At 47.3% G+C, this 15,262-nt stretch carries 17 protein-coding genes; 4 read left to right on the top strand and 13 right to left on the bottom strand.

The window, feature by feature from the left end:
* The first annotated feature begins 84 nt into the window (after positions 1 to 84).
* Positions 85 to 420 carry a hypothetical protein gene (locus tag QHH00_05700; GenBank protein ID MDH7508875.1) on the top strand — a complete coding sequence of 112 codons (336 nt, stop codon included), beginning with the start codon at positions 85 to 87 and terminating at the stop codon, positions 418 to 420.
* Positions 421 to 424: 4 nt separating this feature from the next.
* On the opposite strand, the gene QHH00_05705 is transcribed toward QHH00_05700, so the two are convergent.
* Positions 425 to 733: a carboxymuconolactone decarboxylase family protein gene (locus QHH00_05705; protein MDH7508876.1), complete on the bottom strand. Its 309-nt coding sequence runs from the start codon at positions 731 to 733 to the stop codon at positions 425 to 427.
* Positions 734 to 784: 51 nt separating this feature from the next.
* Here QHH00_05705 and QHH00_05710 point away from each other — a divergent pair, with 51 nt between their 5' ends.
* Positions 785 to 1,351, top strand: coding sequence for a hypothetical protein (locus QHH00_05710; protein ID MDH7508877.1), 567 nt, complete (start codon positions 785 to 787; stop codon positions 1,349 to 1,351).
* Between the two features lie 169 nt (positions 1,352 to 1,520).
* Here QHH00_05710 and QHH00_05715 read toward each other — a convergent pair whose 3' ends face one another.
* The 9 genes from QHH00_05715 to QHH00_05755 form a co-directional block, all read right to left on the bottom strand.
* Complete coding sequence (locus QHH00_05715; GenBank protein ID MDH7508878.1) at positions 1,521 to 1,796, bottom strand: DUF2098 family protein; 276 nt, start codon at positions 1,794 to 1,796, stop codon at positions 1,521 to 1,523.
* Between the two features lie 4 nt (positions 1,797 to 1,800).
* A complete protein-coding gene (gene mcrA, locus QHH00_05720) occupies positions 1,801 to 3,459 on the bottom strand; it encodes a coenzyme-B sulfoethylthiotransferase subunit alpha (protein MDH7508879.1) in 1,659 nt (552 codons plus the stop codon).
* Between the two features lie 3 nt (positions 3,460 to 3,462).
* On the bottom strand, positions 3,463 to 4,236 hold the full coding sequence (mcrG, locus tag QHH00_05725) for a coenzyme-B sulfoethylthiotransferase subunit gamma (GenBank protein ID MDH7508880.1): 774 nt from the start codon (positions 4,234 to 4,236) through the stop codon (positions 3,463 to 3,465).
* Positions 4,237 to 4,241: 5 nt separating this feature from the next.
* On the bottom strand, positions 4,242 to 4,664 hold the full coding sequence (gene mcrD, locus QHH00_05730; GenBank protein MDH7508881.1) for a methyl-coenzyme M reductase operon protein D: 423 nt from the start codon (positions 4,662 to 4,664) through the stop codon (positions 4,242 to 4,244).
* A gap of 2 nt (positions 4,665 to 4,666) precedes the next feature.
* The gene (mcrB, locus tag QHH00_05735) at positions 4,667 to 5,995 is read right to left on the bottom strand and encodes a coenzyme-B sulfoethylthiotransferase subunit beta (GenBank protein ID MDH7508882.1); all 1,329 of its coding nucleotides are present in this window, start codon (positions 5,993 to 5,995) and stop codon (positions 4,667 to 4,669) included.
* Between the two features lie 199 nt (positions 5,996 to 6,194).
* Positions 6,195 to 6,833, bottom strand: coding sequence for a TfuA-related McrA-glycine thioamidation protein (locus tag QHH00_05740; GenBank protein ID MDH7508883.1), 639 nt, complete (start codon positions 6,831 to 6,833; stop codon positions 6,195 to 6,197).
* Between the two features lie 8 nt (positions 6,834 to 6,841).
* Positions 6,842 to 8,047, bottom strand: a complete 1,206-nt coding sequence (locus tag QHH00_05745; GenBank protein MDH7508884.1) for a YcaO-related McrA-glycine thioamidation protein — start codon at positions 8,045 to 8,047, stop codon at positions 6,842 to 6,844.
* A 112-nt stretch (positions 8,048 to 8,159) separates the two neighbouring features.
* Positions 8,160 to 8,630: an Lrp/AsnC family transcriptional regulator gene (locus QHH00_05750; GenBank protein MDH7508885.1), complete on the bottom strand. Its 471-nt coding sequence runs from the start codon at positions 8,628 to 8,630 to the stop codon at positions 8,160 to 8,162.
* A gap of 361 nt (positions 8,631 to 8,991) precedes the next feature.
* A complete protein-coding gene (locus tag QHH00_05755) occupies positions 8,992 to 9,693 on the bottom strand; it encodes a DUF169 domain-containing protein (GenBank protein MDH7508886.1) in 702 nt (233 codons plus the stop codon).
* A 280-nt stretch (positions 9,694 to 9,973) separates the two neighbouring features.
* Here QHH00_05755 and QHH00_05760 point away from each other — a divergent pair, with 280 nt between their 5' ends.
* Positions 9,974 to 10,744 carry a hypothetical protein gene (locus QHH00_05760; GenBank protein MDH7508887.1) on the top strand — a complete coding sequence of 257 codons (771 nt, stop codon included), beginning with the start codon at positions 9,974 to 9,976 and terminating at the stop codon, positions 10,742 to 10,744.
* A gap of 1 nt (position 10,745) precedes the next feature.
* The gene (gene mtrH, locus QHH00_05765; protein ID MDH7508888.1) at positions 10,746 to 11,636 is read left to right on the top strand and encodes a tetrahydromethanopterin S-methyltransferase subunit H; all 891 of its coding nucleotides are present in this window, start codon (positions 10,746 to 10,748) and stop codon (positions 11,634 to 11,636) included.
* Positions 11,637 to 11,754: 118 nt separating this feature from the next.
* On the opposite strand, the gene QHH00_05770 is transcribed toward mtrH, so the two are convergent.
* From QHH00_05770 to QHH00_05780, 3 genes are all read right to left on the bottom strand, one after another.
* Positions 11,755 to 12,612: an MBL fold metallo-hydrolase gene (locus QHH00_05770; GenBank protein ID MDH7508889.1), complete on the bottom strand. Its 858-nt coding sequence runs from the start codon at positions 12,610 to 12,612 to the stop codon at positions 11,755 to 11,757.
* Positions 12,603 to 14,264 (bottom strand): methylamine methyltransferase corrinoid protein reductive activase, encoded by a 1,662-nt coding sequence (locus QHH00_05775; protein MDH7508890.1) that lies wholly within the window; start codon positions 14,262 to 14,264, stop codon positions 12,603 to 12,605. Before QHH00_05775 ends, QHH00_05770 begins: the two co-directional genes overlap by 10 nt.
* Positions 14,265 to 14,558: 294 nt before the next feature.
* On the bottom strand, positions 14,559 to 15,262 hold a 704-nt coding region (locus tag QHH00_05780; protein MDH7508891.1), incomplete at its 5' end, for a uroporphyrinogen decarboxylase family protein.

Genomic DNA, 15,262 nt, shown 5'->3' on the forward strand with positions numbered 1-15,262 from the left:
GATTCGGCAAGCTGAAGATTAGGGGGAGCTGCATATCAACAGGCAACTCTAGATCGGGATACAAAGTCATTGAGATGATGCAAGATGATATACAATCAAGATTGTGAAGAAGTAGTCGTCGATGTCGATCCTGGCGTTTGCAGGTTCAATACTGAAATACGCGCTCGCCTGCACGATGAAAGAATTGTCCTCGCCATCAAAAGCGATTGCCCAGCGGTAGAATCCTTAGGAAAATGCATTGGAGAGATCGATCCGATTGTAGCGCTCGCCATGCCGTTTTCAAGAAATCCAATTTACCTGAAAGCTGGTGAAATCCTGAAACACAGCACCTGTCCCGTCCCAATGGCGATTCTTAAATGCATTGAAGTAGCCGCGGGACTTGCACTGAGAAGAGATGTCATCGTTAAATTCAGGACTTAGGCGACTAAGATGTCGTATTTGAGACTGCGAGGATCTCATCGATCTTTTTTGTCCAGATTACTGCACTCGGCCCGGTGAGATACATCGCCACGATCATTGCCTCCTGCAACTCCTCTTTCGTCGCACCAGCGTTAAATGCCGCCTGAACATGAGTTTCAAGACAGGTCTCACACTTCAACATGCAAGAGATTGCGACAGCGATTAGTTCTTTAACCTTTGTCGTCAGGGCGCCACTCCTAAACACCTCAGCTTTCATTTTGTAAAGAGCTTGGATAACCTCAGGTTTCTGTTTCGCAAGCAATTCCAGACTCATGAATAAGGATATGGCATCATCTATATTATATCCGATGCTATTCTGGAGGGTGTGCCGAAAGTTTCAACTTCAACAGTTGTAGAGAGACTGAGGCAATTAGATGGTGTTCTCTACGCGTTTGAGATCGCACCAAGCATTAGAGATCAACTGAGGGAGATTGAAAGGCAAATTAGAGCAACACTGGGGATCGAGGTTAAAAATACAGGTGTTGAAGAATGCCTAAAGAGGGATCAAATTATCTGCATCATCAAGGACAAACGATTTAGGCCTCCACCCGAACCGACGATCTACTTGGTCGCAGATGATGGGACGATTCTAGGACAGGAAGTTCTTGAAAGTGATAAACCAAAATTCCAATGCGCCGATCACGTCATCTTTCTTTCGGACGACTTTGTCGTTTTCGCTGATAGAAGACCTAAACCTGGTTGTAAGGAATATTTCCTTATGCCACCGGTTCGATTCCCAGAAGTAGAGGCAATCGATGGCGTGAGAAATGTTGTCTCGTGTAGTCCCTCCCCACTTGGCGATTTGCTGATCCGCAAGGCGCACAACATCACAGACGATCCGAGATTGGCGAGTGTGCTCATTGGCTTTGATATCGAGAACGATGATAAATAGAAGCAGAATTTCACATAACTCAATTTTGAAGAGAGGACAATTTCGTTTGAACTTGTGGCTAGGTCAAAAATTACCCGACTTATCTTACAATCAAGAAAATTCTGAATTGTAAAAATTAATGAAATATCAGAAAGATCGATAAAACGAATTAAAAAAAGAAAAAAATAGTTTAAGTCCCTGAGGGCGTGATCCGGCTGATCGCCTTTTCCACTTCCTCAAGGGTTTGTTTCATCTTCTCAAGTTCCTCGAGCTGTTCCTCCAGTCCCTTCTCCTTATCGGCGACGACACGATACTCACCAGGCTCGGCTTCCTCCAGGGCAGTTATATCATAATAGAGGTTGTACGTGTCCAGTAGCGCCCATGTTACTTCGTCTTCCACCTTGATGTCCAAGATCTTCCCTACCGTGCCGGTGTTCTTGTATTTCGCATAGTCGCCGATTTTCATGAGATCACGCCGGAGGAATGATCAATGTCCTTTCACCAGCGGGTCTGAATTCCCTCAGCCCACCACGGCCGAACTCTCTCGTGACATTTGCGAAGTCAAATGGTAGGTGCTTGTCCGCAAAGGCAACTTTGATCAGCGGGTTGCACACGAACGCGTCGCCCCTAGCTACATGAGCAGCGTTGGCAATCCCAGCGTATCCACTCAGATGTCCGACGTTCATCGCATAGTTCGGGTAGTTCGGTCCTCTCAGCTCAAAGGGCAAGCCCTCGTCGCTTCTATAGGAGAAGCTGTTCGCAGAACCGCACTGATCTTGCAGGTCATATCCGTAGAACCCGAGTCTGCCTAGGCGCTCCTTGTGCTGCAGCATCGAGAGATACCAGCCGTTAACACCTACATCTGCAATACCCGTTGCCATTGCCGCCGCAATACCACTTGCAGCCGCAGCAACAGTTGCTCTCTGGGACCCGCCGAAGTGCGTTTCCATAACGGCTGGATATCGCTCATACATCTCCAGTGCGTAGGAGTTGACCTCAGTAACCAGCTCCTCGATCATATCCATAGAGGGCTTTGCCTTCGCAAGACCGCCGTATTTCTTCTTGATCAGATCTACAGCGTAGTACGTGTAGTCCTCCAGGATGTTGTCAGTGTATGCAGCGGTCGCATATTGGGTGAACCCTACACCACCGGACATGTACGATCCTAGGTATATCTGATCATAGATGACAGCACCGAGTGCTACGGCCTCGAGCGCAGCCCTTGCTGGGTCATCAGGATATTTCCTGAATGATTGTGTCATATCCGCAAGATATCCGAATGGAATACCTCCTGGCTCGTTAGGTCCTCGTGCCCTCCTCGCTGGCATCATTGTACCCATCTCGACGACAGCTGCGTGCTTCGCAGCGAACGCAAAGTCGGCGATCGCCGCTTCTCCGGCAGCGAGTTTGTACGATGTAATGAATGCCATGCTAATCTGCATCGCACTCCATCTCGACATCGTTGCACCGTCGCAGGTACGACCAACGATCGTTGGGCATCTGACGACCTGCCATAGGGTATTCCCAATCGCTTCCTTGAGCTGCTTTGCCTGCTCTGGCGGGAACTCCTTGTTGATGTCAATGACAAAGCACTTGTCAATCTCATCAATCAATTCATCATTTCCGCTGAAGACCTTCACATAGCAGTCAGCCGTCAATGCCGGGCTGCACTCTGCCATGTGCTCCTGGACGACAGCACCGCCAGGCATCGTGTGGTTAACAGCCTCCAAGTAAGTGTTGATCGTCTCAGGTGTAACCTCTTTCCCAAGCCTCTTTTCGATGACCTGATGGGCCGTGTCCAGACCAACGATAACCGTTCTTCGTATATCGTCCCAAGCCTGCTGCATCGCGGCGTTGTTTATGAAATGCAGATCGTCGGCCTCCACAAATATGTCCGTGTGAGACAACTGATAGGGCATCAGTACTCTCTGACCGAGAGGAACACCGATGTCCTGGTTCATCGCAGGAATGCCTCTCTCCTTCGCGATCTTATTAGCCTGCTCGACCCATTCCCGCTTCCTCTTTGACTGCCTCCAGCCGCCAAAGGAATAGTATGTCGTGTGGACCTCAGTGGGGTCTTCCTTGAATTTTTTCTTTACAGCCTTTATAAAAAGCTTCTCATCGGCCATTGATTATACCCCCTTCAGTGCAAATGGCTGGAATCCAGCCAGCGTTCTCAACCTGTGGATCCTCAGGTTGACCATCATAACCTCTTTGTCCTCTCTCATGTCGACGCCGTCGACCCTGAACATCGTCGTCCGCTTCTTCAACTCCTCTTCCGGCAGCGGCTTGCCAACCGAAATCGGCTTGTCCAGAGGAATGGCAACCTGGTCTTTTACGTATTCAACCTCGCCCTTCTTTGCATTCCAGCGGTACCTCTGCCATGCATCGAACATAAGGCCGTTCTCATCAAGACGGCACGCATGTCCGTGGACAGTCGCACCTCTGATACCCGTCCTAGCAGGATCGAACGTCTCGCTCTCAATGAGCTCCTTCGCTACCTTCTCGAGGTCACGCTCTCTCATCTCAATAATCTGTCTTCCAGAGAGTGTACCAGTGTCGACGCCCCTAAACCTGCTGACGTTCATCCATGCTCTGACGTAAGGCACAATCGGCGCAAAGTACACCGAGTCAGTGAATTGGACATATCGGATCCTGTCCCCAGCCTTTGCACCTGGCGTTGGTTCAACTAACTGCCTGATCGGGCAATCTGGCTCAGTTCCTTCCTCCAGTGGCGGGTGAACGCTCTTGTATTCTTCACCCGGCTGCCGGTGACCGAGTATTTTCACGACGTCTTCCATAGAAAGCTCGCGTAGCTTGTCGAGCTTGACGTTCGGGTCTATGTATCGGCGTCTGTTCTTCGCCGGAATTGTTGTCCCGGGATAGAACTGCCTCTTATACGCCATTTAAATCACCTCACTCCTTTTTTATAATCGGAAACAGTAGGCCTATATTTCGAATACCTTCCAACCTCCAAGTCGAAGCCAAACGGCAAGATCTCTTTACAGATTTCCTCAATGTCCTTCAAGGCCGCTTCAACATGATCGATATCGTCAATTTCAACGAAAATACGGCCAACCTGGACCTTGAGTTCCGTCTTCTTTCCCGCTACTTCGATCACTCTCCTTTCACTGTGATCCACGTCGAGACCTGCTCCTGGACCCATAGTGATCTTCTCTGGGAGAGATTCGCCCTGAATATTGATCTGTCTCACGTGCTTGACTGTATACAACTTGTTCAACAATTTTTCTGTCGTCGCAGCCGACAAAAGCCTCGACGGGAAAATCATGATCTCCGGTAGCGGTACCGGCTCCGGCATGGATTCGGCAGGCATCTTCACACCATTTCCTTCAGCTTCTTTGCCTCTTTTCCGACCATCTTTATAGGTGACTTAAACTCAGGTATGTCACCGAATACCTCTTTCACAAGCCCTGATGTTGCTTCAGCGGAGAACATCTGTGTGCCAGCATCTAATGCACAACCAGCAGCAATCGCAGGAATCACAAAGCCCTTTGAGTGCCTCGTGACGATATGGTTCCCATGGAAGAGACCTGGCCCACCTCCACCGTAGATCGAGTGCGAGAAGAAGGACATCCCCACAGATGTACCCATCGCACGACCAAAGTCGACACCCGGCAATCCGGTCTCATGCTCGAGCAGATCATTGTAGTACAATATCGTTGACGGTACACCTTGCGCCGCTCTCGCTGCACCGCAGTTAACCATGATCGCACAAAGCATACCCGCAGCTGCGTACGCATTCCACAGTGCGAAATCATTGGTTGTGTAGACCTTATATCCAGAGGGCAACTTCTCCTTTACCTTGATAACTTTGTCCTCAATCGCCCTCCCTACAATTGATTCAACTACGCTCCCTACTGTGCCTGTTTTTCCGTTCTCCTTGACGATTTCATAGACCATATTGTTCGCGTTGAGACCCTGGTATGCGAGCCCTAGCAAGTGCATCCGCTCGAATGGTCCGATCGCATCGCCCATCTCGAACATCGCAGTTTGCTCAAATATTGACGCAAGAGCCGCTGCATTCATTGCATTCCTACCGGTCAATGCCACAATGTGGTTTGCCATAATGTTCCTCAATGCATACCCTGCGCCTTCGTTGTTCTGGGGAACCTCCAAAATCGACTTAACGTTGGCTCCCAGAAAGTTCAGAGTCTGGGGATATCTCCCCCATACGGCAGCCTTAACCATGTTGGCTCGGAACATATCGATGTCGAAAAGCTCGATAATCGCTTGGGTCACCGCTGCGGCGGCTGCAGTAAATCCAGTTGTGTATTCAGCGCCAGCCTCCAGCCGCACCGAGGGTACTTTCACGATCATCCTCTTGCCGTCCGCCAATATGCTGACCTCCGTATCGTCGTTCTGAGCGACTTTTAGGATATCGCGGACAGCCCTCGCAATCTTTGCCGCATTCGCGACAAGCGGGACATCGATCTCCTTGCCCTTGATGTGTCCGCCGCCAACCTTCCCGGTTTTTAGAGACTTTTCAATCCCAGCAAGGTCGACAGCGACAACTCGCTTGGCCAAGGACACCGTTCTCTTGATGGCAGGGTTATACAGAGGACTGATGGCTTCCAGTGGCACATCCCTTTCAATTAGCTTGCCCCTGTCGTCATACAAGTCTACTTTGTCCTTGTATTTCGCCATTCAATACCTCCCTTTTTCTAGATTTTCACCGACCTTGGAAAGCTTCCTCGGACGATGAAAATCAGTCCCCTTGCGTTATTTCATTAAAACGAGCTAGCTTATAATTTTGATTATGGATGGATACTCCATCCATACTAAACAATCGATTAAATCATAGATCGATCCAGTTAGACCGAATAGACGACTTAACGTGCATTTATTATTTTTCTTGCTGAATTAAATTTTTTATGGTTGTGATAACCAATTCCGCGTCCGCCTTCTTGAGGTCCCTTGCGCAATTTAATAAGTATTCTCGGAGCCTGATAAATTCATTTCTTTTCAATTTCTCGCATGCAATTTCTAGGGCCTTTTCATAGGATCTTTCAGGAAAATAAACCGCCTTTAGCTCGTTGATAATGTCTTTGCTTTGCGATTCCGTAATGATGCCTCGATCGACAGCACGCTCAAGATTGTACCGAATATTAATAAGCGCCTCTGAAAGGGGCTCCAGCGTTTCAGGATTGAATATAATGGCGACCTCATCATCACCCTCAATCACACCCGATGAATACATATCAAATATCCTCCCAACACCGATCATTCCAAAGTCTTTCAGTTCCGAAGCCCGTAGGGCGCCCATACTGCCACCCCCTACAACGGTGATACCCCTTTCCAATAAGCCAATGATTTCACGATGACCTACAGCTGAGTCACTGAAAAATATTCCATCGATAATGCCAACGACGACGTTCTTTTCACCATAAATCGAGACCAAATCCCCTCGTTTCACCGGAGGCCTATAATCTGCGTCCAGGATGTTCCTTGCTTCGGTGTGCGATAAGCTTGGACCAAGGAAGATGATGGCTTTCAGGTCGTCGCCTCCATTAATCTACGGCCTACACGTTCCTCATCCATTGCAAAGACTTCCAGTCCTGGAACTATAATCCTAACAACTGGGACTCCCAACTCTTCTCGCGTAAGGTCGACCGCAATCACTTTTCTAAATCCTCTTTTTTTGAGTTGATCAAGAACGAATAATATGTCGTCATAAATATCCATTGAATCAAGCCTATCGATCTCGGAGACCTTTTTTTCATTTCCCGAATTCGAAAACCACATCCTGTTGATCGATTTCGTTTTTTCATATCCGAGTTTCTGTCGGAACCTGGCATTGATTGTGTCCTCCCTCGCCCCGTGGATCTGCGTCACTCTGCTTTGTGCAGCTTCGGTCAGTGCACGGATCGCTGCAACATGAGGATTCAGATGCGTTCCGATGCCCATGACCAGCAGTGTCGGGTCTTTCGTTTGCCAGTCATCAGCCGCTACGCCAATCGTCGGGATTCCGATGTCGCTTGTCAACTCCTTCATATGGATGCGAATGCCTTGCGACTCAAACTTTTGCACCAAGTCATAAACGAGTCCATTCTCAGCATCAAAAGATAAATCCGACTTTACGCACCGCTTGACCTCACATATAGACCATGCATCTCTTTCAATCACCTCACAAAGCCCATGTAGAACGGCCTCTTCCAACGAGTTCCCTGAGGCAAGACCATTTGTGTTGGATCTAAAAAGCGTCATGTCCAGGCGCGAAGTATATGGGTGGAAAACAGCATTTGCTGGTACCCAGATACGCTCCATTTCGTTGAGTTCAACCCCCTCAACCCAGGCAATCGACTGGAAATCAACATGGAAAAGGGACGTCTTAGGTAAAATGAGATCGCTCGGATGAATTGCATATCTTGAAGACAGCATTTCATCAGGTTTTGCCCTGACGACCTCGCGATCTTTTTGTTCAGCGCTGTATCTCTCCAGTCCTTCCATTATCGCTGAAACCTTTGCCTGTTCCTTTGTTGCCCCCTTTCCATTGTAAACGCTCACCGCACCTGATTCGGCAGATGGCCTGATGCTCGAATAGACAGGGATGCCCACTCTATCGAGGCCCGTGATGTCAGCGATGCGGGTAATACCAGCAATCTTGCATAACGGTTCAACGCGCTGGAGCGTCGTCTTCGGATCGACGATACGATGTCCATCAAACAGGTATTTTTTTGGAGAGGGGCCCAACCTCATGGATTCATGCCTCTCTCTTGAACATCTAGCGCACCCTTATTAAAGATTTGTTATTTCCAGTATTCTTATATTGATCTTTAGATTGACCTATTTCGATGTCAATTTCTGGGGTCTATGCGCCCCCTGATTTCCCACATACCATGTCAAAATCAGCATCAGGATTCAAAACGATCCTTTCAATGAGGATATCGACCTCAACGTTCTGAATCTGCGGTATCGTAAGTATTTTCCCCTGGATTAAGAGGTAGAGGCTGTCGACGCTCTTAGTGTAAACCTCGCATATCAGTGAGTGGTCCCCAAATACTTTGTGGATATACTCAATCTCCTCAAATTTCTTGAGTTCCTCGATGACTGAATTAATTGCAGAACCAACCACTTCTAGGAGAATGAGCGCCCTCATGACTCCCATTCTCGATAGGTTCATCACAGTCGTGTATCCTGATATATATCCCTCTTTCTCCATCCGTGAGATTCTTCGGCTCACAGTCGCTTTTGAAACGCCGAGTTTTTCTGCGATATTTCCCAGACTTTCCCTCGAATTTAACCTCAAAATTCTCAATATCTCAATATCCAATTTGTCCACAAGAATTCCTCCGAGCAAACTCTTCTCGGAAAATTGATCTCTGTTTTTTACAATCCATTACAGCCACTGAGGTTTTCTGATTTGAAACTTGCATCGACTAATAATTGATTATCATTATACTAAAGGATATCGAGAAAATGAAACGAAACCACTAAAATAAGACCTATCAGCGTAACAACAATACAACTGAATAATAATTTTGTTTTATATTCTGATGAAGGAATAATTTCACATCGACCCATCAGCATTCTGAACCCTGTTGAAAAAAATAGATGAAAATTGACCGCGAAAAACGTTTTGTAGTTTGGATATGGGAGCATCTCATTAAGGATGCGCCCAATCTTTTTGCAGCAGACAAGGACTACTTCGCTCTTGATTTTGGAATCGGTCCCGATCCAAGTTTTTCCAAAATCCTCACGACTTCCTCTAATTTTGCAGCTGGGATACCAGCATACATTTCTTCGGGAGCTACGTCCGTGCTCCTCCTACACCCAAAGCATCCAAGCGAGATGTTAATATCACCAGTCAGATACGGGATAATCGTTGAATCAACGCACGTAGCTTGCATCGATGCAGTGTTGATCGTAACTCTCCCGCCCTTTTCGAAGGTCGCGGCCACGGGGAGTATCCAATATAACTGCTCTGGCGTCCCAACCACCACGACGACATCCGGCGGGACTTTCGCCTTGCTCAGCGGACTCACGACCGTCCCAATTACGCTACCTAGAGGGAGTGTAGGACGCGCATCGATCATCCTTTTTGCTGCATCCGCACTACTAAACATCCCGAGATTATAATGAAATTCTCCAGAAGCGACCTTCTCTGGCGTTGCGACAATACCAAGGGCGGAAGCACCAACAGGGCATGCATGTTTGGCAGCGGGTATCCACATGACTTCCCCCTTTCTTGCCCTCATAATAGACTGGCAATGCCGCAGATTACTCTCGACTTCCTTGTATCCTTCCGGCGGTGACTGTCCGCTTTTGATCAACGTAACGGCTACTGGTTCATATTTGAGTCCAAGTATGTCGACCAACTTTCTTGAAATCTCAGAATAATCCATATATTCTTCACCATGTCGTGTTACCTTGAAGTCAATATTTATAGATGTCGAAATCAAATTCGTGAATCTGGATTATTACGACTTGTAATCATGCAATCCTATGCATGGTTTATTTACAAAATGATTGTTTTGGATTACAGATTATAAAATAAGGGGGTATGGGGGGGGGAAGATTCTTCGTCATAAATAACCTTGAAAAAAAGGCGAGTATTATTACACCTCAAATGACAAATAGTATTAGGACAAAATAATTTGGGATCACAGTTGGATTGTTGAGATCATGGAGAATAAACTTAATTGGCCGCTCGTGTCTGGTGATTACGAACTAGGATCGAACGATTCTCCAGTTGCCATCGTGATCATCGGCAGGGGCATCGTGGATTTGCCTCCTGATCAATTCAATATCAAAGGCACATTAAAGACTGAGAATATCGGAATAGAGAAAATCATAGCAAACGTCATAAGTAACCCTAGAATCCGTTTCCTCATTGTTTGTGGAAAAGATGAGTTCGGACATTTCCCTGGTGATGCACTAGTCAGTTTGGGTAGAAATGGCGTTGACGAACGAATGAGGATCAAGGGGACAAAGTCTGCAATTCCGTATCTGTGCAATATACCAAAGGAAGCCGTTGATCGGTTCATGAAACAGGTGGAAGTGATCGATCTCGTGCATCCTAAAGAAGTCGAAGAGATTATCGCATACGATCCTGCGTACCATTTTGACGAGGAAAGAACAGAAGAACTTCTTGAGACGATTGAAGAATGCAACAACCGTGATCCAGGCCCCATGGACGTCGAACCATTTATAGTGGACAGCCCGGCGCTCATGATGGGGGGATCCTGGATCGGAAAATCACTCAACCTAGCATCAGATAAGTTCGCCTCCCATATGCTCCGACTTTCGAGTGAAAAACTAGCCACATCGGCATCGCTCGCCGTGGTGTCAGAAGAATTCGGTGTCATGCTCGATCCGATCGACCATGAGATATTTCTCGTTCCTTCAGTTTCTCTTGCCATAAAAATCAGATCATATTTGACAGGTGGTGCATAAAGTGTTCAGATTTCAAAATACACAGCATATTTTTGAGATCGGAGGCATTCCGTTTGGTGGCCAGCCCGGGATAAGGAGGACCGTAATGATCGGTTCCCTATTCTATCCAGGTCACAGCATCGTTGAAGATCGCGCGCACGGAAAAGTCGATGTTGATCGGTTAGAGGAAATAATCAATGGCCTCGAAGATACGATTGATGAGACAAAAACACCAGCAGCTCTCATGATCTACGGGGAAACGGCTGAATCGATCGTTTCGTATCTTAACATTATTTCAGATCGCTCCAGTTTGCCACTTTTCATCGACTCACCAAGCCCGGAAGTCAAATTGGCAGGTGCAAAGAGCGCTACTGAAATGGGTCTTGCTGAAAGACTAGTCTACAATACCCTAAGCGTTGGAACTTCGAAACAAGAATTTGAAATGGTGAGCCAGATAGGTATCAAAGCGGCAGTGCTTCTCGCGTTCAACCCGCGCAACTTCGGTGTCAAGGGTAAGATTTACCTATTGGAAAATGGCGATGGCATGTTGGAAGATGGATTAATAGAATTGGCACGTCGTCATGGCATCGAAAAGCCGCTTATTGATGTCGCTGTCATGTCGATGGACCAGAGTGCGGGTTCTGCTCTAAGGGCACTGATCGTTTCAAAAGCGAAATGGGGGATCCCAACGGGCTGTGCGCTTCATAACGTTGTTGAGTCCTGGTCGATGCTTGTAAGATTGAAAGAAAAAGATGCACGGATATACAGGCACGTTGACATCGCATCCGCGGCAATCCCGATCATGGCCAGTGCGGACTTTGTGATGTACGGTCCGATCGAATATGCCCGAACGGTGTTTCCAATTGCTGCGCTGGCAGATGAACTCGTGAGGCAGGCGACTTCAGACATTTAGTAGAGCTGTTATCGCTAATTGATTTTCGATCCACTCACAACATTGGTTCCCAGTTTCGATCAGATTAATCATTTAGCTAACTAAATAAAAAATGCTGTGCTTTCACCAGATTGCAATTCTAAACAACTATTTCACTTCCGACCGACATCAACTCGAAACCAGTGAATCTGTCCGAGATGAGTTTCATGGCCTCAAATCCAGTGCAGTGCATTGGGACCACCCTTTCGACTCCTAAGTTCTTCAAGTGGTCCATCGTCTTAAGTAACCTATCTGTATCACCACAATATAAGTGAAAACCGCCTGCGATCATAAATATCTTCGATCCAGTCGATTTCTTTGCCTGGTGCACGATGTTGACGATACCCGCGTGCCCGCAACCGACGACGATGATCAACCCTTTTCTTGAGCTGACGTAAAGAACCTGCTCGTCGTTGAAATTATCGCCAACGAGATTTTCGCCTTGCTTGATCACATAATTCCCAGGTGCTTCGAAGGGGAATTGACGAGTGATCTCTCCAGACGCCCTTACCCCTTCAACGATCTCGGTCATCGTTGATACGAACTTGATGTTACAGGTGGCGAGGCTCTCGGCTACCCTCTCAGGAATTGAGATATCAATCATTTTCTCATTATTGACTGCAAAACGGGGTCTCACTAGAGCTTTCGGATGCATGAATATAGGAACGCCCACCTTTGCGAACGCAGCAAGACCCCCTGCATGGTCGTAATGCCCGTGTGTGATGAAAACAGCATCGATTTTGTCTACACTCAATCCCAGGAGTGAAAGGTTATGAAGGAGTACTTCTTCTGAAGCACCCGTATCGACAAGCACGCGCTGTCCTTTGTCCGTTTCTATAAGCATCGAGAAGCCATGTTCCGAAAGAAAATGTGTTGCTGGTGAGTCTAATCGCTTCACCAATCCCGAGGGCGAGTAGGGAGGTGCTGATGTATTGTCAACAACAGAGATTAGGCGCACTTACTGTTCAACTCCTCCCTTTTCACAATCTTCAGTTCATTGAATTTCAAGACACTGTTTGGGCAGACCTGCTCGCAGTTCTTACACGCTGTCCCTAGGCAATACTCAGTTGCGATTCTAATCCTGTACTCTTTCCGGTCGATTTTCTCGACCTTGAGCGCTTGCTCGGGACATTCCATCTCGCACCTCTTACAACCTGCACAACCCTCGAATGAACCGATGAGGAAGACACCGACATGCTCAAGAGTCTTCAATCCCTTCGATCCAACTTCTGGAATATCTCTATCAACAATTCTAAGCGTCTCCTTCGGTCTCACGATATCAGGCAGAGGAGATAAACCTGAGAGTCTCAGCATTTTGTTGTAATATTCCATCGGCATACCCTCGAGCCAATAGGCGACCTCGTTGATGTAAATGTCCTCGAAGATCTTTGATGTCGCAAACATAATGTGTTTGGAAGCTATCGAATCAGCCACAGACTGCATCATATCCATTACCGATGGATCGACCAATAGGTCATAAGCCATCATTAATGAAGTGTTCCCGACCTGCACTGTTTTTTCGACAACACGGGGAACCAGACCACATGTCTGTGCCTTGTATGGGTCGACGTAAGTACCAGATGCGCCAGCCAAATACATGGTCTTAACATCCGCATCCCTGATCCCTACCTCCTCAATCAAAGTCTTATGTCCTGCTCGAATCGCTCCCATCGCTTTTCCAGCCTCATGAAGGTCCTTCTCGTTGAATGTTATCCCATCCTGGAAATGAAGAATCCTATCCTTCGTTGCAATTCCAGGCAATTTGATCAAACCAGTTTCGAGACCAAGAGCCACAGCTGCGACGACGCCTGTTCCCGTAATTCCTCTTGCTTTTATATTGTCGAGTTTCTTAAAATCTCCAGTTGAAGGGTTAATCAATGACGCTCTTCGTGGGCCCAGACGCTCGTCGAGAACAAAATTAGCCCAGTACCCATCACTCTCTACACTGAGATCAGATATAGCATATGGCGCTGCAAGCATTCCATGTGAGATATGCTGCCCCTCCATAGCGGGACCTGCGGCGGCACTCCCGCTGTATAATTCACCATCATGGTATAGCCCCATCTCAGCGTTCGTACCATAGTCTGTGACCATACATGTCTCTTTCTTTTCCAGCATCTTTGACTTAATGATCATTGCAAGGGCATCCGCGCCAACCTCGTGCCTGATCGCTGGCGGGATAGCGACCTCCGTCTCAGGCCCTACAGCCGTCAGTCCAATCGCCCCAGCTGTTGTCGTATGTCCCCTTCTATTGGGTCTTGTTATATTGAAACGCCTGAGAATCGATTCACCAGCGTATGCGAGGTCCCGAATCTCAATGCCTTCAAACATTGAGAGCTGGGCTGGATTTCCGCAAACAGCAATCCTTACAATCTCTTTGCAATCAACGCCATGAAGTGCTATGAGTTTATCGACAGTCTCGAGAATAATCTTATGGCCCACCTCAGCACCATTTTCGATCCAAAAATGAAGGTGATCCATTATATTGGCACCTGGCAATGGATGTCTCATCGTAATGGCCGTCGATATGATCTTTCCTTTATTCGATAAATCCACTAGATGCGTTCTGTAACCACTAGTTCCCAGATCAAGAGCTATTCCGTAAGCCATAGGAAGTACCACCGGTAATTATGATTTCCCTATTTAAAAGTGCACATCCTGAGATTCTGGCCGAACGAAATAAACAAAAAATCTGGCATATTTAAGCATTCGCAGGAGAATTATAATAAGATTTTACCGGGCATAGGGAAAAAATATCCACATCGTTTCATCAGCGGACCATGTCGTTTCAATAAATCTCCACATCATCCTTCTTATTGCGCAGTCATCGATCTGCATTATAGATCGACCAGATAGAATAATAAAAAAATTTAGAAGGGAATCCCGGATTCCCATCTTCCAGCTCTAACCTTTTACCGCATTTACTAGGGCTTGAATATTGTTTTTCGGTACCCGCGCGGCAAGGCCGCAACCTGGAGCAACAAGGTGGAATCCTGCCTGCGCAACTCTCTTGGCGTCCCTTGTCACGTCATCAGGTGTTCCTTGGAGCAACGGTTTCACGACGCCGACATTCCCAATGAGTGCTGCCTTGTTATTCACAATTTCGACTGCCTTCTCTGGAACAACCTTCTCTTCAATGCTCAAGCCGTCAACGCCTGTCGCCATCATGTGTTCCAAGAGTATCGTTGTATCTCCACAGATGTGGAGAACCCTCTTTGCCTCAACCCCTGAAAACGCTTGCTTGATGTAAGGTGCAGCAAACTCATCGAACATCTCGCCTGAGAGCATATCGGTTGACGCTGATGGATCGCTCATCACGATGACATCGGCACCTGCGGCAGCAATGGCCTTGACATATTGGTGTTCGATTTCGGCCGCGATTTTCAGGAACTTGTGAACTGAGTCAGGATCTGTGATGATCCACAACAGGATGTTCTCAGTCCCGACAAGATGTCCGGCGATCGTAAATGGCCCTGTCGTCCCAACAACGACTGGTAATTTACCCTCGGCCTTCTTTTTCAAAATCTTTGTCGCTTCGATAACCACTTTCGCACGACCACGGCTCGCAAAATCCTTTGGAATTTCCACCTCGCTGGAAGCTTCATACG

The sequence above is a fragment of the Methanomassiliicoccales archaeon genome (assembly GCA_029907465.1).
GTDB lineage: Archaea > Thermoplasmatota > Thermoplasmata > Methanomassiliicoccales > JACIVX01 > JACIVX01.